Genomic DNA, 24,162 nt, shown 5'->3' with positions numbered 1-24,162 from the left:
CGATGCCGCTGTGCGGGCGATCCACAGGCGCAGGCCGCGAGGCACATGCACAGCCCGCTTGGCATTTCGAACCAGGGGCGGCGTCAGAACCTGCCCTGGCCGTCGCCTGTGCGGTCGTGCACCCACCGTACCGCCTGTTGTTCAGCATGGCGAAGGGCCTCGTCAGCGGAAAGGTAGGGCGCGGTATCCACAGGCAGGGCCATCTGCTCGAGCCCCGGCAGGCCATGCTCGTAACGGACATGGGGGGTGAAAAGGTTGGTTGCGGTCTGGACTGCGCTGCAGGTGAATGTGCAACCGTGGTAGAGGAAGGGGCGGTCGGTAGAGGTCATGGACGTGCCTCTGCGGGCGGAGCGCCCAGATGAATGCCGATCTTTTCTGCAGAGACGCCCACGTCGGCCACCGCCGAGCGAAGTTCCGCTTCCGTCACTCCCCACTTGGCGGTCCAGTAGGCGACCTCGTGCGCTTCGTTGATGTTCACCCGGCTCCTGTCCTGCGGTCCGGCGTTCTTCAAATCATCGGTCATGGCATACCTTTTCATGGAGAAGCACCCAGCGTGGCAGCTTTCCCTCGCCGATCCACCAGAGAACGGAGCGTGGGAGTGAAGGACGTGACGCATCCGGAATAACCGGCGTGCGTGGACAAAGCCCGGGAACGGTCCGGCGCTGCGGCGAGTAAGCTGCGCCGATGGACAGCCTGATCTCCGTGCTTGCGATCTTGTTGATGGCGGTGGCCGTCGGCCCGCTGTTGCTGCTCGGGCTCTACATGCTGGCGGATTTGCTGGGACTGAAGATCGCCGATCGGATCCTGGAGGGGGTCCTGGCACTTCTGACGTTGCAGTGGCGCACCGGCAGCGTTCTGAACCTGCTGGGTGGGCTTGCCATTGCAGCACTGGGCGCCTGGATGGCCTGGCGCTTGGGCACGCCTGCGACCCGGTTCGCTGGTGCGCTTCTGGTGCCTTTCGGGCTGTGGCGGGCCTACAGAGGGGGCGGGATGTTGACCCGTCCGTGCGCACGCAGCGAGTCTTTTCGGTCCAAGCAAGAAGGGCGCTGATTTCCACGCAGTCCTGCTCCTGCGGGTGGCGCAGGCCTCAGGCTCCGAAAGCGCCGTCGATCGTGTGCATGGCGCCGGTGACGAAGCTGGCTTCCGAACCGGCCAGCCAAGCCACCATTCCCGCCACCTCTTCGGCACGGCCATGGCGCTTGATGGCCATGAAACTGTGCATCAGGTCCTTCATGGGCCCGTTCTCCGGATTCGCATCGGTATCGATGGGCCCCGGCTGCACGATGTTGATCGTGATACCGCGCGGCCCGAAATCCCGCGCGAGGCCTCGCGCCATTCCTTGCAGCGCGGATTTGCTCAGCGCATAGGACGCCATGCCGGGGATGGGCATGCGGTCACCGTTGACCGATCCGATCACGATGATCCTGCCTCCTGTCGGCATCTGCCGGGCCGCCTCCACCGAGGCGTGGTACGGCGCATGGACGTTGATGCGAAACAGACGATCGACCGCGTCGGGGTCCTGGTCCAGGGCATCGCCGAAGAGGGCGACGCCGGAATTCACGACCAGCACGTCCAGGGGGCCGCTGTCGCGGACCCGGGCGATGACAGCGTCCCGATCGGCACTGTCCGTCGAGAATGCGGTGCTGCCCGTCTCGCTGGCCAGGCGCTTTGCCGCTTCCGGCGAGCCAGCGTAGGTGAACGCCACCTGGGCGCCGTCCGCCACGAAGCGCCTTACGATGGCTGCCCCGATTCCCCGGCTACCGCCGATCACTAAAACCGACTTGTCCTTGAACGCTTTCATGATCACTCCTTCATATTAATGTAGTGAATGATACATAATTCAGTCTGTCCGTTGTCAAGAGTTTTGTAATCATGGCTACAGATATTTTGCGCACCCGCGGCCGGCCCCGCGGATTCGACCCGGACGAAGCGGTCGCGACCGCTCAGCGCCTCTTCCACGAGCGCGGTTACGACGCGGTCAGCGTTGCGGACCTCACCAAAGCGCTCGGCATCAATCCACCCAGCTTTTATGCGGCGTTCGGCAGCAAGGCCGGCCTGTATGCGCGAATCCTCGATCGTTATGCCGAGACCGGCGCCATTCCGCTTTTGGAGATCCTGGGTGCCGATCGGCCACTCGCAGAGTCGCTTGCGGAGGTCTTGACGCAGGCTGCGCGTTGCTATGCCGCTGACGCCACTGCGACGGGTTGTCTGGTGCTCGAGGGCACACGCTGCAATGACCCCCAGGCGCGTGACGCGGCCTGCGGTTTCCATGTTGCTGCACAGGACGTGATTCGCCGCCGCATCGCCGAGCAGTACCCGCAGCAAGCGGATCGGCTGGCGGATTTCGTCGGCACCACCATGGCCGGGCTCTCGGCCAGCGCCCGCCACGGACAAGGCCTGGACCGCCTGCTGGCCACCGCGCAGCTTGCGGGCCTTGCGCTCAGGCAGGCTCTTGCGGGTTGAAACCCGCTTGCAATGGCGGCATACATATTGCATTGGTGACGCGACCCGGAAAGTCCCGGGGCCGTCATCATGCAAACCTGGACCACTGACCATCTGGCCGAAAAGGACAAGTTCAGCTACTGGCGCGACGTCCTGTGCCAAGCCTATGTAGCGCTTGATCCTCGTACCGCAGACGACCACAACTTCGGTGGTCGGGTGTCCGCGCATCTGCTGTCGACCATCAATGTGACGACCATCGCGTCATCGCGTCAGGAGATCTATCGCGGTGCGGCCGAGATCCGGAAGATGCCGGTCGAGGTCTACTTCCTGAACCTGCAGGTGCGAGGGCAGTGCCGGATGAACCAAGGTGGGCGCTCCGTGCTGCTGCAGCCCGGCGAGTTCTCTCTCGTCGATTCGACGCAACCCTACCTGAACGATTACTGCAGCGATGACTGGGAGCAGTATTCCTTTCGGATCCCGCACCATCTGCTGCGCCCGCTCCTGCAGGACCCTGAACAGAAGACGGCGCAGCGGGTCCATGACGATGGCGGGCTGGGGACGATCGCGATCGACTTCCTCAAGTCGATCGCTCAACGTGCTTCCGTGTTTCCGGAAGCGGCCGCCGCGAAGCTCGGCGAGAGCCTGATCGACCTGGTCGCGCTCTCGCTCGGCGGCACGGCCGCGGCGCAGGAGTCCGGTCAGCAGAACGTGAAGCGCAACTTCTGCGTGACCTTGGCCAAGCACATTGAACTGAACGCCGCGGACGCGACCTTGTCGCCCGCCAAGGTCGCGCAACACTTCCATATCTCACCGCGGTATCTCCACAAGATCCTGGAAGAGGGCGGCCGATCCTTCGGCCGAATCCTGCTCGAGAGTCGCCTGGAGCATTGCGCCAAGGACCTGCGCCAGAGCGGCGCGACAGGCTCGATCTCGCAGATCGCCTACCGCTGGGGTTTCAACGACCTGTCCCATTTCAGCCGGACCTTCCGCGCGCGGTTCGGTCACAGCCCGCGAGAGTTTCGCCTCTGCGCCATCGGCTGATCGTTGAGTCTGCCGGATGCCGGTCCGCAGGGTCGGCAGCTCAGTGAGTCGAGCGCGGCCGTGGGCGCTCGCCATGCTGGCCACGCACTGTCTTCGCGCTTGCCCCATCGCGGGGCCGCGCTCGCTGCGCCGGCTTGCCTCCCTTCTCGCCACCGTTCCCGCAGAGAACAAAAGTCGTGCGCCTGAAGACGAGACCGGAATGTCCCGCATTCCTAGACTGGACGCTCCAAACGCCACTCCCTTCCATCTCGTCTCACTTCCCTGAAAGGCACACCATGCGTCAACGTCTGATCTTCAATTGCTTCTCGATGAACGTCGTGTCCCACATCTATCACGGCACGTGGCGCCACCCCGACACGACCCAGATGAACTTCGACAGTCTGGACACCTGGAAAGAACTGGCCATGCTGCTCGAGAAAGGCAAGTTCGATGCGCTGTTCCTCGCCGATGTGCTGGGCATCGACCCTGCCTACAACGGGTCGTGGGACACCTACATCAAGGAAGGGATGCAGATCCCGTGCAACGACACCGGTGCGTTGTGCGCTGCGCTCATCGGCGTCACGGAAAATCTCGGGCTGACCTTCACCAGCTCCATCATGTCGGAGCATCCGTTCAGCTTCGCGCGACGGATCTCGACGCTCGATCACCTGAGCAAGGGCCGCATCGGCTGGAACATCGTGACGAGCGCCACGCACAACGCGGCGCAGAACTTTGGCTTCGACCAGATCGTCGAACACGACGAGCGCTATCGCTGGGCCGAGGAGTACATGCACGTCGTCTACAAGCTGTGGGAGGGCTCCTGGGACGAAGGCGCGGTGCTCGCCGACCGGAAGAACGGCGTCTATGCCGATGCCGACAAGATCCACCGCATCTATCACAACAGCGAGCGCTACCGCGTGCTGGGGCCGCACATGTGTTCGCCGTCGGCGCAGCGCGTACCCGTTCTGTACCAGGCCGGCTCGTCGAAGGTCGGACGCGAATTTGCGGCGAAGCACGCCGAAGGCACCTTCGTTCTCTACCCGACGATCGAAGGCGCACGCAAGGCGATCGCCGAGCAACGCGAGCTTGCCGTGTCGGTGGGTCGCAGGGCCGATGACATCAAGTTCATCCAGGGCTTTTCCTTCGTGGTCGGCAGCACGATGGAAGAGGCCTGGCGCAAGTCCGAAGAGATCGACAAGTGGGTCAGCTACGACGGCATGGCCGCGCACATCAGCCGCGACATGGGCATCGACCTCGGCGGCATGGATCCCGACATGACGCTGGAGCAGTCGAACATGTCCGGCGTGCAGGGCTATGCGCGGATGTACGAGGACTCGCACAACGGCAAGAAGGCCAAGGTGTCCGATCTGGTGAAAGCGCTGTCGTACAGCGGCCGCATGGTCGGCACGCCCGAGAGCATTGCCGACGAACTCGAGAAGTGGCAAGACGCCGGGATCGATGGCGTCAACATGATCGCGCAGTTCTTCCCGGGCTCGTACCGCGACTTCATCGAACACGTGATTCCGGTCCTGCAGGAGCGAGGGCTGGCGCAGCGCGAATACGCGCCCGGGTCGCTTCGCCAGAAGATGTTCCCTGAATCGGGCGGGCGCCTGCCGGATCGCCATGCAGCAGCGGCTTACCGCGGCGCCTTCAAGGGGCACGCAGCGGCAGAGAAGACCGCCGGCGGCACCAGTGTCCGCTGGGAGAAGGACAAGCAAAAGGAAAAGGCAGCAGCCTGAGCGTTGCGGACGACCCATGAGCACAGCAGAACTACAGGTTTCGAACGCCTACAAAGCGGGGATGCGCCGTTTGGCTGCCGGCGTGTCGATCGTCACGAGCCGTCTCGGCGACCAACGCGCTGGCTTGATCGCCACGGCGGTGAGCTCGGTGATCGCAGACCCTCCCACCTTGCTCGTCTGCGTCAACCGGAGCGCGTCGGCCCACGACACCATCGACGCCGCCGGGATCCTGGCCGTCAACGTCCTGGCGATCGACGACCATGATCTCGCCCGGTCCTTCAGCGATCCCTCCCGTCGCCATGAGCGATTCCTGGCGGGCGAGTGGGACAGCGCGGCCACGGGGTCGCCCGTGCTGAAGTCGGCCGTGGTCGCCTTCGACTGCGCGATCGTCCAGCGGATTCCCTACAACACGCACACGATTTTCCTGGGCGAGGTTCGGGCCGTGCGAGTGGGGGAGGCCGGGTGTCACCCCCTGGTCTACCTCGATCAGCAGTTCCAGCGCCTCGGCGCTCTGTAGAGGACACGCGCGTGGGTGCGCGACATCATCGGGCGTCGGCCCGACGGCCAGGGCGCGCACGCCAAGGGCTTGTGCTCCTACAACGACAGTGGGGCGCGCGACCTAAGTTGCCTTTCTTCGCCTGCTCACACCCCAAGCACGTTGCACCATGAAAGCCCTTACCTACCAGTCTTCCAGGAACGTCAGCGTCGAGACCGTGCCTGATCCCGTGCTGCAGCAGGAAGACGATGTGCTGCTGCGCGTGACCGCCACGGCCATCTGCGGCTCGGACCTGCACATCTTCCGCGGCAAGATTCCGGACATGGAGTCCGGCGACATTCTGGGCCACGAATTCATGGGCATCGTGGAGGAGACCGGCAAGGGCGTGACTCGGCTCAAGAAGGGCGACCGTGTGGTCGTGCCTTTCACGATTGCCTGCGGCCAGTGCTTCTTTTGCAACAAGACCTTGTTCGCCGCCTGCGAGACCACCAACCCGGGGCGCGGCGCCATCATGAACAAGAAAAACGTGCGTTCCGGCGCGGGACTCTTCGGCTACTCGCATCTGTATGGCGGCTATCCCGGAGGACAGGCCGAGTTCGTGCGCGTACCCAAGGCGAACGTGGGCCCGCTCGTGATTCCGCCGGGGCTGGCCGACGAGCAGGTGCTGTTCCTGTCGGACATCCTGCCCACGGGCTACCAAGCTGCCGTGAACGGCGAGGTGGGGCCGGGCTCGACGGTGGCCATCTTCGGCGCGGGGCCGGTGGGTCTGATGGCCGCGGCTTCAGCCCGACTGCTGGGTGCAGAGCGCATCTTCATGGTCGACGAGCACGCCTATCGCCTGGATTTCGCTCAGGCGACCTACGGCGTGGAGCCGATCAACTTCAAGGACATCGACGACCCGGCCGGCGCCATCATCGAGCGCACCGATTTCCGGGGCGTCGATGCCTCCATCGACGCGGTGGGCTTCGAAGCCAAGGGCAGCACGTTGGAGACAGTCCTGACCGATCTGAAGCTCGAAGGGTCCAGCGGCAAGGCGCTGCGCCAGGCCATTGCGGCCACGCGGCGCGGCGGCGTGGTGAGCGTGCCCGGCGTGTACGCGGGCTTCATCCACGGCTTTCTGTTCGGCGACGCCTTTGAGAAGGGACTGACCTTCAAGATGGGCCAGACGCATGCGCAGCAGCACATGCCCAAGCTGCTCAAACACATTCAGGCGGGCGACCTCAAGCCCGAGGTGATCATCACGCACCACATGGCGCTGGAAGACGCTGCGCGCGGCTACGACATCTTCGAGAAGGCCGAGGAGGCCTGTCGCAAGGTCGTGTTGACGCCTTCCAGACCGCCGCCCGTGGCGCCTGTCGCCCTGGAAGCGGATCGCACGTTGCCGCTCTGAACCGAACTCTTTCAACCCATCAGCGACAGGAGAACGCATGACGAACCCCAGCAATTCAACCATTCCCCGTATCGACGAGAGCGATGCGGCGCAGGTCACGCGCTGGACGCGCGAATTCGATGTCACCGATGAACAGCTGTCTCAGGCCATCGCCAAGGTCGGCGACAAGGCAGCGGATGTGGAGATGTACCTCAAGGGCAGCCGCAGCTCGACCAACGCAGACGCCGCGCAAGACGCCGAGAAGGCGAAATAGCGCGCAGGTGCCGCCGCGAGGCGATCCGCCCTTGAATGTGATCGCGTCGTTCCAGAGGGAATGTCGCCAATGGAGGCGTCGATGCGGATTCACGCGCAAGGCCGCGGGGGAACGGTTGGGCTGCCAACCCTGGATGCGCCACTTGCACGACCCGTCAGTCGCCGCTCGTCAGCAACGTCTTGAACGTCAACCAGCCTTTGATCGTCGTTGCGGCGATCAGCCACTCCGGGGCCCACTTTCTTGGCGGCCGTTGGCGCCATTCCGAACTGGACGCTGCGCAAGGGTCTCTGCCCCTCTGGATCGACGATTCCATTGCGCGAGGAAATCCGTCGCAGCGAGTTGCCTTCGACACCCGTGCGAGACCCACGAATTTCGCGTTTCTCGCGCCATGCCCCAGCCATGGCAAGCACGACGCCTGAAATTTGTCGCAACAACTCCGGCTTCGCGTTGCTTTGCACACGGAATTCAATGCGGATGTACTTGCATTCTTCCAGCGCCACCTCACGCGGCCAGCGTGGGAAGACCGGCTTGGCGCAAGGCGTCTCCCGGCAAGAACAGCTACGCGACCTCGGGCGTCGGAACGGTGCTGCATTTGGCGATGGAACTGCTCAAGCAGCGAAGCGGCATCTTCGCGCCTGCAGTCCGCGCCAAGCTGCAGGATCAAGGTAGGCTGCGAGGCAACGGTTCGGCCGAAGACTTGGGGCGTTTTGCGCAGGCCGAGTACGCACGCAACCAGAAGATCGTCCAGGGCGTCCACTTCAAGGAATAGTGGCAGCGTTGCCGGGCAACGCGGTCAACCGCGCGTTGCCGCAGTGGCCATACCGTCCCAGCATGGGGCGAGGCCAGCAGGTAATATGCTTTCATGCGAGTCGTCCGAGCCGTTGAATTGCCCTTGGAAAGCCGCGTCGCCGGACTGTTCGAGAGCTCTCATTTCGCCGATGCTTTCGCGGTGCCCCTGCCGACTGGCACCCAGTTGACGATTGAGTTGTTGGCGCAAGCGGTCTTTGGTGACCCGTCCTGGTGGTTTCGTTTGCTGCTGAAGTTCCGCGACGTACTGGTGGCGCCCTTTGGGGTCAAGTCGTCGGATACGCTCCGCGCCGAAATGCAGACGAGCGGCAAAGCGCACATCGATTTCTTCCCTGTCCTGTCGAGGTCTGAAAATGAGCTCGTCCTGGGGGAAAACGACCGGCATCTCAACTTCAAGGCCTCGGTTCTTGTGCGAGCTTTGGCCAACGGAAAGGGACGCGAGCTTGTCGCAACGACGGTCGTCCACTGCAACAACAGCTTCGGACACTTCTATCTCTTCGTGATTGGCCCCTTCCACAGGCTTGTGGTGCGTTCCAACTTGGCTCGGGCCGTGCGCAAATTGGGAAGCCTCGTGCGCTGAGTCGACCAGCGGCTTCGGACGCTGTGGCCGCGTGATCTGCATTCACCTTTAAGACGAGATCGTGAGGGTGAGCCCCGATCTTGTTTGAGATGCGGTGATGCGCGTCATTGCAACCCGCTTACCCAACGGCGTCATCAACTCATGGAACAAATCTCTGCCACCCCCCCCAAATGCGGTAGTTGGCGGGTTATTTTGCGCTAAAAATTTTAGTATGAAAGTGCTAGGTAATATGTCGTTACCATTTGTAAAAATTTAATTACAAATCTCCTTTTTTCTACGATGTCGATGTCAGGTGCAGATCAATTAGATTTGCACCGACGTCATACATGACTAAAAGCGGGATCGCTATGAAGTCGTTGAGATCGTGGGTAAGAGCCGTTGGCTCTGCATCGCTGTTTGCGGGATTGGCCGCTTGCGGCGGCGGCGGGGGTACCAAAAAATATTTCGCCATCCACAGTGGAAAGCTCACCGCCGTAGTTAGCGCGCGGGGCCCTATCGCCGGCTACCTGCAGCTCGGTTTGGTAGATTGACTTTGGAGTATTGCCGTTGCCCTCGCCTTCGAGCGACGGGCGGCTGTCCAGAAACTCCGCTCTGGCCGCGCTGGGGAAGGGGTTTCGATCTCGTAGATTGAAGGATAACCGCACCTTACGCGCTGACTGAAGGCTTCGCTGGAAAAGAGCCTGTCGACGGCGGCGATCCAATTTGGATTAAATCCAAAAGTACTAGTTTAAAAATAGAAGCAACTATTTTGTTGCAGGCATTGATTTTATTATCCAGTCGTACCAGAATGGCCGCCAGGAACATGCCGCACCCCTCGATGCGGCAGTCGAGATGTTGCCTTTCAACTCAAATCAACGCAAAAAATCTCAAGATCAGGACGGGTTCTAATTGAATCAATATCCGGAGCTGTTGGAATTAAAAATTGTAGAAAAATTGAATCCTTGGCCGTGGATAATGAATTTTTATCTAAATAATTAGATGCGTGAATTAAAAAATGAATTCCCACGGCAGCTGTCACGACCTGATTACCAACTCTGCATACATCGCGATCTTGTGCGGTGTGATGGCTTGGCTGGTATTTTGGTTTGCCGGTGCTGAAGGAGAATTTAGAGAATATTCCTGCAAGAAGGGCGCTTCGTGCATGAGCGGCCCAAGGACCAAAGCATCGCCTTCATTTTTGAAGCAGTCATTTGATCCCCAAATGGCGCACTGCCGCAAGGGCCATGAGATGAGCTCGCCCAGCTTGCAAACGCATCACCGCGACCCATGGTCATGCGATCTGCTTCGTGGAGGATCGCGACCCTTTGCTCCCCTGAAAATCGACTTTTCTTCATAGGCTCCTCTTTGCGGACGAGCCTTCTTTTGCCCGCGAGCAACTGAGGGTCTAGGTGGATCGCTGCAGTCGCATCGACACCGAGAAGCGATCCGCCGGATGGGTCGATACCGAGACCTCGAATGCTTGGCCCGTGATGTCCAAGTAACGGCGGACGATCTTCAGCGCCGCTGCCCCCTCGTCAAGCTTCAGGGCCTTCGCCATCGCCGGATCGCACACCGTCGCCGCCCGGACGTCCTGGTGGATCTCGGCGATCTGCCGGCCATAGTGAGACTCGATCAGCGCGCTGATGAGCGCATCGGGTGAGGCGCGCACCAGGTCGCCGATCTCCGCGTAGGCCGGGTCGATGTAAACGTCGGTCCAACCGATGGGGCCGGCCGTCGCATCGCCGCGCAGCCGCAGGCTCGAGATGCGGAGCCAGCGCGTGCCGTCGGCGCAACCCAGGTCGGCGGCAATGGCACCGCTTACCGCCACCGCTTCGATCGACTGCACCTGGCGCAGATGCGCCGCGCCGAACTGCACCAGGTCGTCGACCGACGCCAGTGATGGCCGGAACGTGTTCCGCGGTCGCGCGGCCTCGACGCGCGTGCCGACGTTCTTGCGGCGGGAGACCAGCCCGAGCTGTTGCAGTTCGGCCAACGCCGCGCGCACGGTGTGGCGGCTGGTCTTGTAGTGATCGACGAGTTCCAGTTCGGTGGGCAGCAGGGTCCCCACCACAAAGTGGCCGCTGGTGATGGCGTCTGTGAGGTGGCGTGCGATGTCGCTGTAGCGCGGCTTGGTGGGCTGAGACATGGTGACCTGAGCATCGCACTTATCGGACTAAGGGTAAACCCAGGATTGCCCAGTATGTTCGGACATATTAGAGTTCATATGTCCGAACATATCGATGTCGTTCGTTCCCAATTTCCGAAGCCCGCCCTATGCACACCCCCTCGTCCTCGCTCCCGATGGCCAGTACCGTCGTCGACTCGATCCTGTTCCGCGATGCCTTCGGCACGCAGAAGATGCGCCAGCTCTTTTCCGATGGCGCGCTGATCCAGCGCTACATCGATGCCGAGATCGCCCTCGCGAAGGCCGAAGCGCGCTGCGGCGTCATCCCGGCGGAAGCGGCCGAGGTGATCGCTCGCGAATCGAAGATCGAGCGCATCGACTTCGACCACATGCGCGAAGAGACCGACATCGTCGGCTACCCGATCCTGCCGCTCGTGCACCAGCTCGTCGCCATGTGCGGCGAGGCCGGTCGCTACGTGCACTGGGGCGCCACCACGCAGGACATCATGGACACCGCCGTCGCCCTGCAGGTGCGCGATGCACTCGACAGCATCGACGCCGACATCCGCGCGCTGCGCAGCATCCTCGCGTCGCTCGCGAAGAAGCACCGCGACACCCCCATGGCCGGCCGCACCCACCTGCAGCAGGCGCTGCCAGTGACCTTCGGCTACAAGGTCGCGATCTGGTTGGCGATGTTCGATCGGCACCAGGAGCGGCTGGCGCAACTGCGCCCGCGCGTGGCGGTGGTCGAGTTCGCCGGTGCGGCCGGCACGCTGGCGTCGCTGGGCGACAAGGGCTTCGACGTGCAGAAGGCCATGGCGGAGGAACTGAAGCTGGGCGTGCCCGCCACGACCTGGCACGTGGCGCGCGACGGCTTCGCCGAAGCAGTGAACCTGCTCGCGCTGGTCACAGGCTCGCTCGGCAAGATCGCACTGGACATCATGATCATGGCGTCGACCGAGTTCGCCGAGGTGTACGAGCCCTTCGTGAAGGGCCGCGGCGCGTCGAGCACGATGCCGCAGAAGCGCAACCCGATCTCCAGCGAACTCATGCTGGCCGCATCGAAAGCAGTACGCCAGCACGCCGGCCTGATGGTCGACGCGATGGTGCAGGACTTCGAGCGCGCGACCGGCCCGTGGCATGCCGAATGGATCGCGATTCCCGAGAGCTTCATCCTCACCTCGGGCGCCCTGCACCAGGCCAAGTTTGCGCTCGGTGGGCTGATCGTCGACGAGGCGCGCATGGCGCACAACCTGGGCATCACCAAGGGCCTGATCGTGGCCGAGGCGGTGATGATGGGCATGGCACCGCACATAGGCCGCCAGCAGGCGCACGACGTGGTGTACGACGCGTGCCGCACGGTCAACGAAAAGGGCGGCACGCTGGCCGAAGCACTGGCCGCGCTGCCGGAGGTCACGAAGCATTTCGACCGCGCCACGATCGATCGGTTGACCGACCCCGCCAACTACCTCGGCTTGGCACCGCAAATGGTGGACCGCGCGCTGGCGCTGTCGGCCGAAGTGAACGCCTGACGGCCGGAGCGACGCGATGACCGATCTCTCATCCAGCCGCCCCCCGGTGGCGGCGCTCGCGACACTGAAGTCGCTGCCCTGGTACCGGAAGCTCGGCATGCAGGTGCTGCTGTCGCTGGTGCTCGGCATCGCCGTCGGCTTCCTCTTTCCGAAGTTCGCCTCGCAGCTCAAGCTGCTGGGCGACATGTTCCTGTCGCTCATCAAGGCCGGCGTCGCGCCGCTGGTGTTCCTCACCATCGTGCACGGCATCGCGTCGGCCGGTGACGTGAAGAGCGCGGGCCGCGTGGGCTGGCGCGCCATCCTGTACTTCGAGGTGATCTCGACGATCGCACTGGTGGTCGGCCTGCTCGCGGGCAACCTGCTGGGTATCGGAAAAGGCATGAGCACGGTCGCAGGTGGTGCGGCTGCGCCCGCCGCGACCAAGGCTGCGGCACCACAGGGCTTCCTCGAATTCATGGCGCACATCGTCCCCGACAACTTCGTCGGTGCCTTTGCCAAGGGCGAACTGCTGCAGGTGGTGGTGCTGGCGGTGATGGTCGGCATCGGCATCCTGGCGATTCCCGACGCGCGCCGCGCCAGGATCAACGAAGGTCTCGACAGCATCTCCGAGGTGCTGTTCTCCTTCATCAACCTGGTGATGAAGCTGGCGCCCATTGGCACCTTCGGCGCGGTGGCCTACTCTGTCGGCAGCAATGGCACGGCGGTGCTGGTTGCTCTGGCGCAGTTGGTGTTCAGCTTCTATGCGGTGGTGCTGCTCTTCATCGCGGTGGTGATGGGCCTCGTGGCGAAGCTGGCCGGCTTCAGCCTGTGGCGCTTCCTGCGCTTCATCAAGGACGAGATCCTCATCGTGCTCGGCACCGCGTCGTCGGAAAGCGCGTTGCCGCGGCTGCTCATCAAGCTCGAACGCATGGGCTGCGCGAAGCAGACCGTCGGGCTGGTGCTGCCCACCGGCTACGCCTTCAACCTCGATGGCACGTCGCTGTTCATGGCGATGGGCGTGATGTTCATCTCGCATGCCTACGGCGTGCCCCTCACCCTCGACCACCAGATCGGCATCCTGCTGCTGATGCTGCTCACCTCGAAAGGCGCAGCGACGGTGTCGGGCGGCTCCTTCGTCGTGTTCGCCGCCACCGTGACCTCCACCGGCATGCTGCCCGTCGAAGGTCTGGCCGTGATCTTCGGCGTCTACCGCTTCCTGTCGATGGCCATCGCCACCTGCAACACCATCGGCAACAGCGTTGCGACGGTCGTGGTTGCGAAGTGGTCGGGCACCTTCGATGCCGCCACCGCCGAGCGTCACCTCTATCCGGAACGCTTTCCGGCCGAGGCGGCCGCCGATGCCGCGCTGGACGACGGCAACCTGCTCGGCGAAGACGGCAACGCGGCCACCCCGCATCCAAGAGGCATTCAGACCTCCAGGCCCCACCCGATCTGAAACGACCACCACCCGAGGAGACAACATGAAGAAGATCAAGACATTCGCGACCCGCAGCCTGCTGGCGGCTGCGCTCGTGACCAGCACGTTCGGCGCGCTAGCCCAGGCCTATCCGACCAAACCCGTGACCTGGATCGTGCCTTTCGCGGCCGGTGGCCCGACCGATGCGCTGGCGCGCTCCATCGCCGAGCGCGTGGCCCGTGAGATCGGCCAGCCGATCGTGATCGACAACGCGCCGGGTGCCGGCGGCACCGTGGGCGCTGCGAAGGCCGCGCGCGCCACGCCCGACGGCTACACGATGCTGGTCGGCCACATGGGCTACATGGGCGCAGCGCCGGCGCTGTACAAGAAGCTCGCCTACGACCCGGTGGCGGATTTCGCGCCGGTGTTCCGCTTTCCCGACACGCCGTTGGTGCTGATGGTGCGCAAGGAGCATCCCGCCAAGGATGTGAATGCACTGGTCGACTACGCCAAGGCCAATCCGGACAAGGTCTTCATCAGCAATGCCGGTGTCGGCTCCAGTTCACACCTCATTGCCGCGCTGTGGGCCGCGTCGGCAGGCATCAAGATCTCGCAGGTGCCGTATAAGGGCGCCGGCCCGGCCTTGATCGACGTGATCGGCGGCCAGGTCGACGGCATCTTCGACCAGACCAACACGGCCCTGCCGCAGATCAAGGAAGCCAAGGTGCGCGCGCTGGCCGTCACGTCGAAGGTGCGCCTGCCGCAACTCAAGGACGTGCCGACCCTGAACGAGACCGTGCTGCCGAACTTCGAGGCCTCGACCTGGTACGGCATCTACGCGCCCAAGGGCACGCCGCCGGCGGTGCTCGACAAGGTGCAGCAGGCCTACCTCAAGGTCATGACCGACAGGGCGTTCACCGACAAGATGGCCGAGCAGGCGATCCAGATGCTGCCGACGGACCAGTACACCGGTGCGGCGCTGGGCAAGCACACCGCGGCCGAAGTGGCGCGCTGGAAGTCGGTGGCGGCGAAGAGCAACATCTCGCTGGACTGAGGCGATGAGCGCGACGCGCACCGAGCACGACGCCTTCGGGCCGGTCGAGATCCCGGCCGAACGCTACTGGGGCGCGCAGACGCAGCGGGCGCTCGGCGTCTTCGATGTCGGCACCGAACGCTTCGCACCCTGCCTGCTGCGCGCTTTCGGGCTGCAGAAGATCGCTGCGGCACGCGCCAACGTGCGTTGCGGTGTGCTCGACCCGGCGCTGGCCGACGCCATCGTCGCGGCGGCGCAAGAGCTGCGCGATGGCCTGCTGGACGACCACTTCCCGCTCACGGTCTGGCAGACGGGTTCCGGCACGCAGACCAACATGAACGCGAACGAGGTGATCGCGAACCGCGCGAACCTGCGTCTCGGGCAGCCGCTGGGCGCCAATTCGCCGGTCCATCCGAACGACCACGTCAACGCATCGCAGTCGTCCAACGACAGCTTTCCGACGGTGATGCACATCGCCGCTGCGCTGGAAGTCCGCGACCGGCTGGTGCCGTCGCTGGCCGGCCTGCAGCGGGCGCTCGACGACCGCGCCCAGGCATTCGCGGCCGACATCAAGGTCGCGCGCACCCACCTCATGGATGCCGTTCCGATGACCATGGGCCAGGCCTTCGACGCCTTCGGCTGGCAGGTGCGCAACGCGCTCGCGCGGCTGGACGACGCGATGCCGCGCCTGCGCGTGCTGGCGCAAGGCGGCACCGCCGCAGGCACCGGGCTCAATGCGCCCGCCGGCTTCGACGTGCTCTTCTGCGAAGAGGCGAGTGCGCTGGCCGGCATGCCGTTCACCCCGAACTCGTGCAAGTTCGAGGGCATGGGCGGGCACGACGCGCTGCTCGAACTCTCGGGCGTGCTGAACGTCATCGCCGCATCGCTGATGAAGATGGCCAACGACATCCGCTGGATGGGCTCGGGCCCGCGCTGCGGCATCGGTGAACTGGTGGTGCCGGACGACGGCCTGACATCGTCGATCATGCCGGGCAAGCGCAACCCGACCATCGCCGAAGTCCTGGTGCAGGCCTGCATGCAGGTCATGGGCAACCACGTCACGGTGACGATGGCGGGCGCCTCCGGCAATTTCGAACTCAACGTCGCCAAGCCGCTGCTGATCCACAATCTGCTGCAATCGATCCGCGTGCTGTCGGACGGCACGCGAGTGTTCGCGGACAAGCTGGTCGCGGGCCTGGCGGTCGACGGCGAACGCCTGGCTGCCAACGTCGGCAATGCACTGCTGGCGGTGACCGCCCTGAACCCTATCCTCGGCTACGACAAGGTCGCGCGCATCACCCGGACGGCCATGGAACGGCGGATCACGCCGCGCGAGGCTGCCGTCGATCTGGGGCTGCTCAGCGGCGAGGACTACGACCGATGGGTCGATCCCGCACGCATGGCGTGTTCCTCTCGCAAGTGAGGGTCTACAACGTACCCAGAGGTGCTGACCTCGCCCACGCCTCATCAATCGGCGCCTGCAGATAGGCGCGCACTTGCGCGCCGAACCTCTTCACATCGATGGGCTTGGACAGATACCCGTCGCATCCGGCGGCGCGCATCCTCGCCTCGTCGCCTTGCATCGCAAAGGCGGTGAAAGCGACGATGCGGATGTGTCGGGTGGCGGGGTCGGCCTTCAGGTCCCGGGTCACTTCAAGCCCGTCCTTGCCGGGCATCTGGATGTCCAGCAGGATCAGGTCCGGCCCGAACGACGCCACCTTCAGCATCGCCTGCAGGCCATCGTCGGCCGTGTCCACTTCGAAGTGCTCGGCCAGCAACACGACCTCGGCGATGGCGATGTTCATCGCGTTGTCGTCCACGATCAGCACCCGCGGCGCGCTCACGACTTTGCCCCGGTACTGGACACAACAGGCTTGCGCCAGCGGCGCACGCTTTCCAGCACGGTTTCCATGGCGCCGCCGCCCTTGATCAGGATGGCTCGTGCCGATCGCGCCAGCGTGGCGTATTCCTCTTCGGTCAGCAGCATGCTGGTCCAGATGAAGACCGGCACGTCGCGCCAAGCTGGCAGCTGATGCAAGGCGTCGAGCACCTGGAAGCCGTCGAACGCCGGCATCATCAGGTCGAGAACGATGGCATCGGGCCGGTGATGATCAATCTCCTGCAGCGCGACGCGGCCATCCTGGAAGCAGACGGCGTCGATGCCGATGCTCATCAGGGCCGCACGCATCAGGTCGAGCGATACCGTTTCGTCGTCGATGACCATGACATTGGCACGCCGCTCACCCGGCAGCCTGAAGCGGGCCATTGCCGACGATATTTCGTCCATGCGGATGGGCTTGCACAACACGTTGGCGATGTCGAATGTGGTGCTCGTTTCCAGGCCGGGCGTCGGTGCCGGATGCGTGGTTTCGCGGGCGCGCGGCAATGCGTGCTTGCCATCGGCGGTCGCCTCGACCTCGAAGCCGGCTTGCGAAAGCGCTCCGAAAAGCAGCGCCTGCTCGCGCTGAGCATCTTCGATCACCTCGGCTTCGCGTTCGAGCACGCCCAGCGTCGTGGCCTCGGCCCGCTGCGTGTCCGGGCCATTCTTGCGGTTCAGCACGACCCAGAACACACTGCCCACGCCCATGGTGCTGCGAACGCCGACCTGGCCGCCCTGTGCCTGCACCAGCCGGCGTGTCAGCGCCAGGCCCAGGCCGGTGCCTTGGTGCCGCTTGCTGTAACCCGCATCGAGCTGCTGGAACTCCGTGAACAGCTGCGGCAGGTCGATGGCCAGGATGCCGACTCCCGTGTCTTCCACTTCGATACGGAAGTGCTCAGGCTCCTCGGCGCTGGCCCGCACGGTGACGTGCCCGCCCGCCGACGTGAACTTGATGGCGTTCGACAGGTAGTTGTAAAGCACCTGCTTGAGCCGTGCCGGGTCAAGCCTCAGGTCGGTGAGATCGGCATCGATGTCCGTTGTGATGCGGATGTCCTTGCTGCTGAAAGCCGTATGCAGGACGTCCAGCGCTTCCTTCACCACTTCGTTCAGGTCGATGTGCTCGGGAAAGAAATCGAACTTGCCAGACTCGACCTTGGACAGGTCGAGCAGGTCATTGATCAGCTGCAGCAAGTGCCGTCCGCTGGTGCCGATGTGTCCGAGGAATTCCTGATGCTTGGGCGAGTCCGGCTTGACGAAGCCCGAGTGCAGCAGGTCGGCGAAACCGATCACCGCGGTCAGCGGCGTGCGCAGCTCGTGCGACATGTTGGCCAGGAACTGGCTTTTGAGCCGGCTCGCCTGCTGGATTTGCTGATTCTCGACCTCCAGTCGTTGTACCGCCAGGCGGGTGTTCTCTGCCTGCCGCTGCTGCGTGATTTCGCTGACGATGCCGAGCATGCAGGTGGCCTTGCCGCTTTTGAACTGAACGCTGCCGTGCTTGCTGATCCAGTGGAGGGATCCGTTTGGCCAGACCACCCGGCACTCGACGCGCCAGTCGTGCAGTTCGGTGACGGCCGAGTCCAGGGTTTGCTTGACGTGAGACCGATCTTCAGGATGAACATGCTGGATGAATTTGTCGAAATTCCAGTCGGCTTGTGGTTCGGCATATCCGAAGCATTGGTCATGTCGCGCGGAGTGCCGCATGACGCCGGTGTCGAGGTCGAGATCCCAGTCACCGATGTGTGCAGCTTCCAGCGTGAACCGGAGTCGCTCCTCGCTGTTGCGAAGGGCGGTTTCGGCGCGCCGCTGCGCAGAGACATCCCGGGCAATCTTGGAGGCACCGACCACGCGACCTTCGCCGTCTCTGATCGGCGAAACGGTGATCGACACATCGATTGGCTCCCCATCGCGACGCAGCCGCACTGTGTCGAAAGCGGGCACGGATTTGCCAGCGGCCACCTCACCCAGGATGCGCGTTTCCTCGCTCTGACGCTCAGGCGGAATCAGCATCTGGACGTACTTCCCGATGGCTTCGTCGGCGGTGTAGCCGAAGATGGTTTGTGCTGCCGCATTCCAGCTCGTGATACATCCGTCGAGTGTCTTGCCGACGATCGCATCGTTGGATGATTCGACGATCGCAGCAAGCCGTTGAATGCCTACTTCGGCTTGCTTTCGATCCGTCATGTCCAGCACGTAGGCGGTGCCCTCGCGCAGGTCGTTGTCGAGTCTGGCCGAGCCTATCAGCACTGGAATGCGGGTGCCGTCCTTACGAATGAACTCCTTCTCGTACGGATTGCCCACCCCCTCGCTGTTGAGCTGGGCCAGCGCCTCCTCGTCGAGTGATCGGTATGCCAGCGGCGTCAATGCGCTCCAACTTACCTGGCCAGCCAGCAGTTCGTCGCGTGTGTAGCCGACCATCCGCAGGAATCTGTCGTTGGCCTCGGTAATCAGGCCCCCGATTTCCCAGTAGATCGACCCCATCATCTCGGAATGGAAGAATTTGCCGAGGCGTTGGTTGCTGATTCGCAGAGCCTCGGCGGCTCGCATCTGCGGCGTGATGTCTCGGATGGTGATGAAACAGCCAGTCACCCGCCCTTCTGCATCATAGAGATTGGAGCCGTTGTAGCTCGCCCAGAATTCCTGACCCGTGTCGCGACGCAGCGCACGCAACACCTGATCCTGAACCAACTCGCCGCGCAACACACGAGTTGCAGGCCAGTCGCCGACTTCCAGCCGTTCCCCCGCGCTGTCCCAGCCCTCCCACAGTACCGGTAGCGCGTCGCGTTCGATCTCACCGCGCTCGTGATCCTCGAATCCGTGAATGCGCAAGGAGGCACGGTTCTGGAAGGCGACGTTGCCGTCGTTGTCGAAGATCATCAAACCCTCGGACATTTTTTCCACAACCTGGCGAAGCTGGGGCTCATGGTCGCGTAGCAGCTCGACCAGTCCACCGTCCTGCAGACCACGTTGGATTTCCGCGATGCGAGCTCGAAGGGTGGACAGCTCGCTCTGCGCAGTGACCTGGGCGACAGGGTTTGGATTCAGGTTAGGCATTGAGGCCTCGCAAACTTCAACTGCATTTCGCGTGTCGCGCGCTCGAAGGTGCAGCCGCACCTGGAACCTTTATACGCCGCCGCGGAGACCTGTCAGGATTCTTTGAGGCGCGAGCGGAACAAAAATGTTCAGTCCAATCGTTGCTTGCGGCAGTGGTGGCTCACAGGCGTGCCTGCCACGGGGCTGGGCCAGATCGTGCTTGGTTTTCAGTAATTACTGAAAATTCAAGCGAAAAAATGGGATACTTTCCCTATGGCAAACCATGACCTCATTCCACCGCTCAACCTGAGATCCCTCTCCCACTTTGGCGAGATGGGCGGCCGCTGGGATTGAATGCTGCTCACGTTAGATACGTGTCATGTAATAGCCTGGAAATACTGAAATCATGGATTGGTTCCCTGTAGTCTTCATTACGTTCAAGGTGCTTGTGCTCGGCATTGGCATGTTCTTCGCCGTCAAGTGGCATTACGATCAAGGGAAGAAGAAGGGGACGCAGCGCGCGGTGCTGCGCGCGGGCGGCAAGATGGCCGCAGTCTTCTTGCTATTGCTCTTGGGCCTCTCGCTCCTGACCGTCGGCCTGGCCAGGATGCTCGGTTTGGACTTGACCTTCCCCTGATGGCAAAGAGCAGTCGGTCCATACCCCGTGATTCGGCCGCAAGTCCCCGATGCGGCCATGGGGCGCCAGCAGTTTGATCGGCCCAATACGCTCTACGTCATCCCACGCGGGGCGATTGACCATGGTCTATGTTGGACAGCAGGGCCACCGTGCTCGACGGCAACTGAGTCGGGCCGATGAGGCCGAAGATCGGCGTCGCGTCGACGCTCGGCATGCCGGCCTCCTGCATAGTCGGGACCTTGGGCAACTGGGGGCGCGCAGCACGCCCGTGACCGCGAGCGCGCGCACCGTAGCCGCCCGGATGTGGTCGACCATGGTCGCAATCGTGGTGAATCCGAACTGGATGTGTCCCGCCAGCAGGTCGTTCAACACCGTGCCGCGGCCGCGGTACGGAACATGGTGGATGTCGATCGAGGCGGCTTTGCGCAGTTGTTCGCCGGCCAGGTGCGGCGCACTGCCCACCCCGGCTGAGCCGTAGCTGAGCCCACCGGGTTTCGTCTTCGACAGCGCCACGAATTCGGCGACAGTGGCTGCGGGCACCGCGCTGTGCACGATGAGGACCAACGGCGCAGATGCCACGAGCGAGATTGGGGCGAAGTCCTTTTCGGTGTCGTAAGGCAGCGCAGCGCTAGCAGCCCGGTGTTGATCACGAAGGCTGTGTCGATGAAGCCGAGCGGCTGGCCGTCCGGCGGCGCGGTGGCGATGGCGCGCGTACCGATCTGCGTCCCGGCGCCGCCGCGGTTGCCTACGATCACCGGTGCCTTGGTGGCGGGTGCCAGCGCACTCGCGCGACAGCCGGAGCAGCGTGGTGACGCCGCCCGACTTGATCGCGCTGGGCTGCAGGAAATCGGCGGCGCCCGTCCGGGCGATGAGGCTCAACTCAAGAACCCTGCCCCAGATGCCGATGGCCGCGCCCGATCAGGAAAGACGCCACGGAGGCCGCAATGGCTTCGTGCGAAAAGCCGACCAGCATGTCGATCGGGTCGGCCACCATGTCCCATGTCTCCACCACCGGGATGCCGGATGCCACCAGGCGCCGTCGACCGGCGGTGGACGGAACCACGATGCCGTCCGGGCGGCGGCCGATGATGGCCTCGAGCAGCGCACTTCTTCCTGCATGCCATAGCCGCTCTGACGAGCATCAACTGATGGCCGTGCGCCGCGAGTTCGGCGATGAGCGACTGGACCATGCCCTGGAACACTAGTCGCCGCAATCGAGGGAACGACTGCGGCGACCAAGCGGCTGCGTTTGGACGCCAGGCTTCCAGCGACCCGGTTGGCGAAATAGCCTGTCGCGTCGACCGCGGCGTGGACCTTGGCGAGGATGCTCGGTGACACCTGGTTCGGGGCGTTCAGTGCTCGGGACGCGCTCATTGCGGAAACCCCCACCAAGCGTGCGACTTCCAGGAGCGTGGTGTCACCGGAGGAGCGCCCACGACGCGTGGGCGACGCCGCGCGATCAGGGAGCGTGGGGCTGGAGGGCAGTTTTTTGAAGGGGCCGGCATGCGAAAGGGGCGGGGAGGGGCAAGAAAAGCTGACTCGGTTCCGGCGGCGCACCTCGATCCAGGTGAGGAGTGTCGGCCCGGCAGTTATAGTCCGCTCCCAACCACCATGACAGATCGCCCCCTGCAGCCTAGCCATCTGAGCGTCACCGTGATGGACGTCGCCAAGCTGGCCGGAGTGTCCGCGATGACGGTCTCCCGGGTCTTCAACGCGCCGCACTCGGTCCATGCGACGACGCTGGCCAAGGTGCAGGCTGCTGTCGTGTCGACCGGCTACGTGCCCAACCGGGGGGCCGGCGGGCTGCGCTCGAGCAAGACACGCCTGGTGTCGGCGGTGGTGCCGACCCTCTCGGGCCCTGTCTTCCTGGACACGGTCGAGGCGCTCAACTCGCGCCTGCAGCAGCACGGCTATCAGCTCATGGTCGGGCAGAGCGGGTACAACAGTTCCACCGAAGACGAGTTGGTGCGCGACATCATCGGGCGTCGGCCCGACGGGATCGTGCTCATGGGGGTCCTGCACAGCGATTTGGGCCGCCAGCGGCTTCTGGCGGCAGGCATTCCCCTGGTCGAGACCTGGGATGTGGCGCTCGACCCGATCGACATGCTGGTTGGTTTTTCGCACGAGGCGGTCGGACGCAGCGTGGCGGATTTTCTTCTGCAAAAGGGTCGAAAGCGGCTCGCGCTGATCGGTGGCGACGACCCCCGCTCGGTTCGCCGCGCCGAAGCGTTCAAGGCGGCGGTCCAGGCGCAGGGCGCTGCGGCACCGATAACGCACCTCGTTCCCGCGCCCACCAAGCTCAGTGATGGCCGGCGCGCCTTGCGCTCGATCCTTCAATCGAACCTCGCGATCGATGGTGTCTTCTGCAGTTCCGACATGCTGGCGCTGGGCGTCCTCACCGAGGCGCGTGTGGCCGGCATGGACGTTCCTGCCGACCTGGCCGTCGTCGGCTTCGGCGACCTGAACTTCGCGGCCGACCTCGATCCTGCGTTGACCACCGTGCGCATCGACGGGCGCCGCATCGGGCAGATCGCCGCCGATTGCATCGTCGAGCGGGCCGCGGGCCGGCGTCCGGCGGAGATGGTCGTGGACGTTGGCTTCACGATCGTCCGACGCGCCAGCGCCTGAGGCAGGGGCTGCCGTAAGCGGCCGAGCCAGCCTGCACGGCGAGCGCGAGCATCCCCTGCGATCGGCTTCAACGCTGCGATTGACGTTAGGCCGACGGCCAGGGCGCGCACGCCAAGCCTGCCAACACCTTTGGCCGAGGCCGCGTCGCAGCCGCGATGGCTGTCCATCTGTGCTACATCGAACGCGATGGCGTCACGCGCGACGGCCAGAAGGGCCAGGCCTGCGGGCAAGACACCGACACAGCCGACCTGAAGGCTTTTCAGGAACGCGGGCAGCGCGACCGCGACCAGTTCCGCTTCATCGTGTCGGCTGAGGATGAATGCTGTCGTCGAGGCCAAGCCGCCGGGTCAGGGAAAGGCCGTGGATCGCAACGTCTTTGCCTCTTCAGACGGCATCTACAGCACTGCAATCCATCGGGCACAGCTCAAGCAGACTGGGCATCGCGATCCGCAGGCCACCGTCGATATGCACGTGCGACGGTCCGAAGCGCTAAGGCGCAACGGTGTGGTGGAGCGCCTGGCCGATGGCGTCTGGAGAATCCCGTAAGACATGGTGCAGAAGGTGCAGCAGCGCGATGCCCAGAAAAGGGGGCTGTGGGCAGTCGAGCTGCGCTCGCACCTGCCCATCGCGCAGCAGGAGCGCGCCATGGGGGTAACCTGGCTGGATCGGAATTTGGCCGCTGATGGCCGCTTGGCACATCAAAGTTTTGGCGCTCAAGTGCGCGACGCGATGCAGGCTCGGGTGGATTTAATGTGGAAGATGAAACCGGAGGTGGTTCATGGGAACGAGAAGGCAGTTCAGCCGAGAGTTCAAGCTTGAAGCGGTCAAGCTGGTGAAGGAGCGAGGCGTGGCGGTGGCGCAGGCTGCACGCGACTTTGATGTGCACGAGAACGTGCTGCGCAAGTGGATACGCGATGCGGCGGTCGACCAGCAGCATGCATTCCCCGGGCAAGGGGTCATGAGGCCCGAGCAGGCGGAACTGGAGCGTTTGAGGAAAGAGAACGCCAAGCTCAGGATGGAGCGCGACCTGCTGAACACCGAGGGACATGGCCGTTGGCAATGATGTGCGAGGCGCTCGGTGTCTCGCGAAGCGCGCTTCTACGCGTGGCTCAGCAGGTCCATGAGCCAACGCAGTCTGGTCGACGAGGTGCTCGGCAGCCAGGTGCGCCAGAGCTTTCTTGGCAGCGACCGCACCT

General features: G+C 63.8%; 22 protein-coding genes and 3 pseudogenes. 17 read left to right on the top strand and 8 right to left on the bottom strand.

The features are described from left to right. Positions 1–83 precede the first annotated feature (83 nt). Together J2W36_RS15045 and J2W36_RS15040 are read right to left on the bottom strand one after the other, a co-directional pair. Positions 84–329, bottom strand: coding sequence for a hypothetical protein (locus tag J2W36_RS15045; RefSeq protein ID WP_307690558.1), 246 nt, complete (start codon positions 327–329; stop codon positions 84–86). Next, entirely contained in the window at positions 326–523 is a 198-nt protein-coding gene (locus J2W36_RS15040) for a DUF3606 domain-containing protein (RefSeq protein ID WP_307690557.1), read from the bottom strand. Before J2W36_RS15040 ends, J2W36_RS15045 begins: the two co-directional genes overlap by 4 nt. A 161-nt stretch (positions 524–684) precedes the next feature. Between J2W36_RS15040 and J2W36_RS15035 the strand changes: the two genes are divergently transcribed. After that, positions 685–1,050 (top strand): hypothetical protein, encoded by a 366-nt coding sequence (locus J2W36_RS15035; RefSeq protein ID WP_307690556.1) that lies wholly within the window; start codon positions 685–687, stop codon positions 1,048–1,050. A 37-nt stretch (positions 1,051–1,087) separates the two neighbouring features. On the opposite strand, the gene bdcA is transcribed toward J2W36_RS15035, so the two are convergent. After that, complete coding sequence (gene bdcA / locus J2W36_RS15030; protein WP_307690555.1) at positions 1,088–1,801, bottom strand: SDR family oxidoreductase; 714 nt, start codon at positions 1,799–1,801, stop codon at positions 1,088–1,090. Positions 1,802–1,887: 86 nt separating this feature from the next. Between bdcA and J2W36_RS15025 the strand changes: the two genes are divergently transcribed. From J2W36_RS15025 to J2W36_RS14990, 8 genes are all read left to right on the top strand, one after another. Next, on the top strand, positions 1,888–2,463 hold the full coding sequence (locus J2W36_RS15025) for a TetR/AcrR family transcriptional regulator (protein ID WP_307690554.1): 576 nt from the start codon (positions 1,888–1,890) through the stop codon (positions 2,461–2,463). 69 nt (positions 2,464–2,532) lie between these two features. Further along, positions 2,533–3,483, top strand: coding sequence for an AraC-like ligand-binding domain-containing protein (locus J2W36_RS15020; protein WP_307690553.1), 951 nt, complete (start codon positions 2,533–2,535; stop codon positions 3,481–3,483). Between the two features lie 275 nt (positions 3,484–3,758). Further along, positions 3,759–5,201 carry an NtaA/DmoA family FMN-dependent monooxygenase gene (locus J2W36_RS15015; protein WP_307690552.1) on the top strand — a complete coding sequence of 481 codons (1,443 nt, stop codon included), beginning with the start codon at positions 3,759–3,761 and terminating at the stop codon, positions 5,199–5,201. 16 nt (positions 5,202–5,217) lie between these two features. Then, complete coding sequence (locus tag J2W36_RS15010) at positions 5,218–5,718, top strand: flavin reductase family protein (protein WP_307690551.1); 501 nt, start codon at positions 5,218–5,220, stop codon at positions 5,716–5,718. Between the two features lie 148 nt (positions 5,719–5,866). Beyond that, positions 5,867–7,087 carry a zinc-dependent alcohol dehydrogenase gene (locus J2W36_RS15005; protein ID WP_307690550.1) on the top strand — a complete coding sequence of 407 codons (1,221 nt, stop codon included), beginning with the start codon at positions 5,867–5,869 and terminating at the stop codon, positions 7,085–7,087. 37 nt (positions 7,088–7,124) lie between these two features. Further along, positions 7,125–7,340, top strand: coding sequence for a DUF3606 domain-containing protein (locus J2W36_RS15000; RefSeq protein ID WP_307690549.1), 216 nt, complete (start codon positions 7,125–7,127; stop codon positions 7,338–7,340). Between the two features lie 514 nt (positions 7,341–7,854). After that, positions 7,855–8,109 (top strand): hypothetical protein, encoded by a 255-nt coding sequence (locus J2W36_RS14995; RefSeq protein ID WP_370869331.1) that lies wholly within the window; start codon positions 7,855–7,857, stop codon positions 8,107–8,109. Between the two features lie 123 nt (positions 8,110–8,232). Beyond that, positions 8,233–8,727 carry a DUF2867 domain-containing protein gene (locus J2W36_RS14990; RefSeq protein WP_307690548.1) on the top strand — a complete coding sequence of 165 codons (495 nt, stop codon included), beginning with the start codon at positions 8,233–8,235 and terminating at the stop codon, positions 8,725–8,727. 1,384 nt (positions 8,728–10,111) lie between these two features. Here the strand turns inward: J2W36_RS14990 and J2W36_RS14985 are convergent. Further along, positions 10,112–10,852, bottom strand: a complete 741-nt coding sequence (locus tag J2W36_RS14985; RefSeq protein WP_307690547.1) for a GntR family transcriptional regulator — start codon at positions 10,850–10,852, stop codon at positions 10,112–10,114. Positions 10,853–11,007: 155 nt separating this feature from the next. On the opposite strand from J2W36_RS14985, the gene J2W36_RS14980 reads away from it, so the two are divergent. Genes J2W36_RS14980 through J2W36_RS14965 form a run of 4 tightly spaced genes read left to right on the top strand, consistent with a single transcriptional unit; the run spans position 11,008 to position 16,215 of the window. Continuing rightward, positions 11,008–12,363: a class-II fumarase/aspartase family protein gene (locus J2W36_RS14980; RefSeq protein WP_307690546.1), complete on the top strand. Its 1,356-nt coding sequence runs from the start codon at positions 11,008–11,010 to the stop codon at positions 12,361–12,363. A gap of 16 nt (positions 12,364–12,379) precedes the next feature. Further along, a complete protein-coding gene (locus J2W36_RS14975; protein WP_307690545.1) occupies positions 12,380–13,798 on the top strand; it encodes a cation:dicarboxylate symporter family transporter in 1,419 nt (472 codons plus the stop codon). Positions 13,799–13,823: 25 nt separating this feature from the next. Further along, on the top strand, positions 13,824–14,813 hold the full coding sequence (locus tag J2W36_RS14970) for a tripartite tricarboxylate transporter substrate binding protein BugD (RefSeq protein ID WP_307690544.1): 990 nt from the start codon (positions 13,824–13,826) through the stop codon (positions 14,811–14,813). 4 nt (positions 14,814–14,817) lie between these two features. Continuing rightward, positions 14,818–16,215 (top strand): class II fumarate hydratase, encoded by a 1,398-nt coding sequence (locus J2W36_RS14965; RefSeq protein WP_307690543.1) that lies wholly within the window; start codon positions 14,818–14,820, stop codon positions 16,213–16,215. A gap of 4 nt (positions 16,216–16,219) precedes the next feature. Here the strand turns inward: J2W36_RS14965 and J2W36_RS14960 are convergent, their stop codons facing one another. Together J2W36_RS14960 and J2W36_RS14955 are read right to left on the bottom strand one after the other, a co-directional pair. Then, positions 16,220–16,612 (bottom strand): response regulator, encoded by a 393-nt coding sequence (locus J2W36_RS14960; RefSeq protein WP_307690736.1) that lies wholly within the window; start codon positions 16,610–16,612, stop codon positions 16,220–16,222. Between the two features lie 20 nt (positions 16,613–16,632). Then, positions 16,633–19,722, bottom strand: coding sequence for a PAS domain S-box protein (locus J2W36_RS14955; protein WP_307690542.1), 3,090 nt, complete (start codon positions 19,720–19,722; stop codon positions 16,633–16,635). Between the two features lie 382 nt (positions 19,723–20,104). Here J2W36_RS14955 and J2W36_RS14950 point away from each other — a divergent pair, with 382 nt between their 5' ends. Next, positions 20,105–20,338 carry a hypothetical protein gene (locus J2W36_RS14950; protein WP_307690735.1) on the top strand — a complete coding sequence of 78 codons (234 nt, stop codon included), beginning with the start codon at positions 20,105–20,107 and terminating at the stop codon, positions 20,336–20,338. Between the two features lie 252 nt (positions 20,339–20,590). Here J2W36_RS14950 and J2W36_RS26565 read toward each other — a convergent pair. Beyond that, positions 20,591–21,217, bottom strand: a pseudogene (locus J2W36_RS26565) (tripartite tricarboxylate transporter substrate-binding protein); the annotation flags it as partial. A 1-nt stretch (position 21,218) separates the two neighbouring features. Further along, positions 21,219–21,401, bottom strand: coding sequence for a type 1 periplasmic-binding domain-containing protein (locus tag J2W36_RS14945; RefSeq protein WP_307690742.1), 183 nt, complete (start codon positions 21,399–21,401; stop codon positions 21,219–21,221). Between the two features lie 548 nt (positions 21,402–21,949). Between J2W36_RS14945 and J2W36_RS14940 the strand changes: the two genes are divergently transcribed. The 3 genes and pseudogenes from J2W36_RS14940 to J2W36_RS14930 form a co-directional block, all read left to right on the top strand. Beyond that, positions 21,950–22,966: a LacI family DNA-binding transcriptional regulator gene (locus J2W36_RS14940; RefSeq protein ID WP_307690541.1), complete on the top strand. Its 1,017-nt coding sequence runs from the start codon at positions 21,950–21,952 to the stop codon at positions 22,964–22,966. 315 nt (positions 22,967–23,281) lie between these two features. Beyond that, positions 23,282–23,785 (top strand): annotated as a pseudogene (locus J2W36_RS14935) (DUF3363 domain-containing protein). Further along, positions 23,745–24,161: pseudogene (locus J2W36_RS14930) on the top strand (transposase); the annotation flags it as partial. The pseudogenes J2W36_RS14935 and J2W36_RS14930, both read left to right, overlap by 41 nt. Position 24,162: the final 1 nt, after the last annotated feature.

Origin of the sequence: Variovorax ginsengisoli, from assembly GCF_030811835.1 — a bacterium.
Classification (GTDB): Bacteria; Pseudomonadota; Gammaproteobacteria; order Burkholderiales; family Burkholderiaceae_C; genus Variovorax; species Variovorax ginsengisoli_C.
Note: the sequence above shows the minus strand (reverse complement) of the source record. Positions and strands in the feature narration are given on the sequence as shown.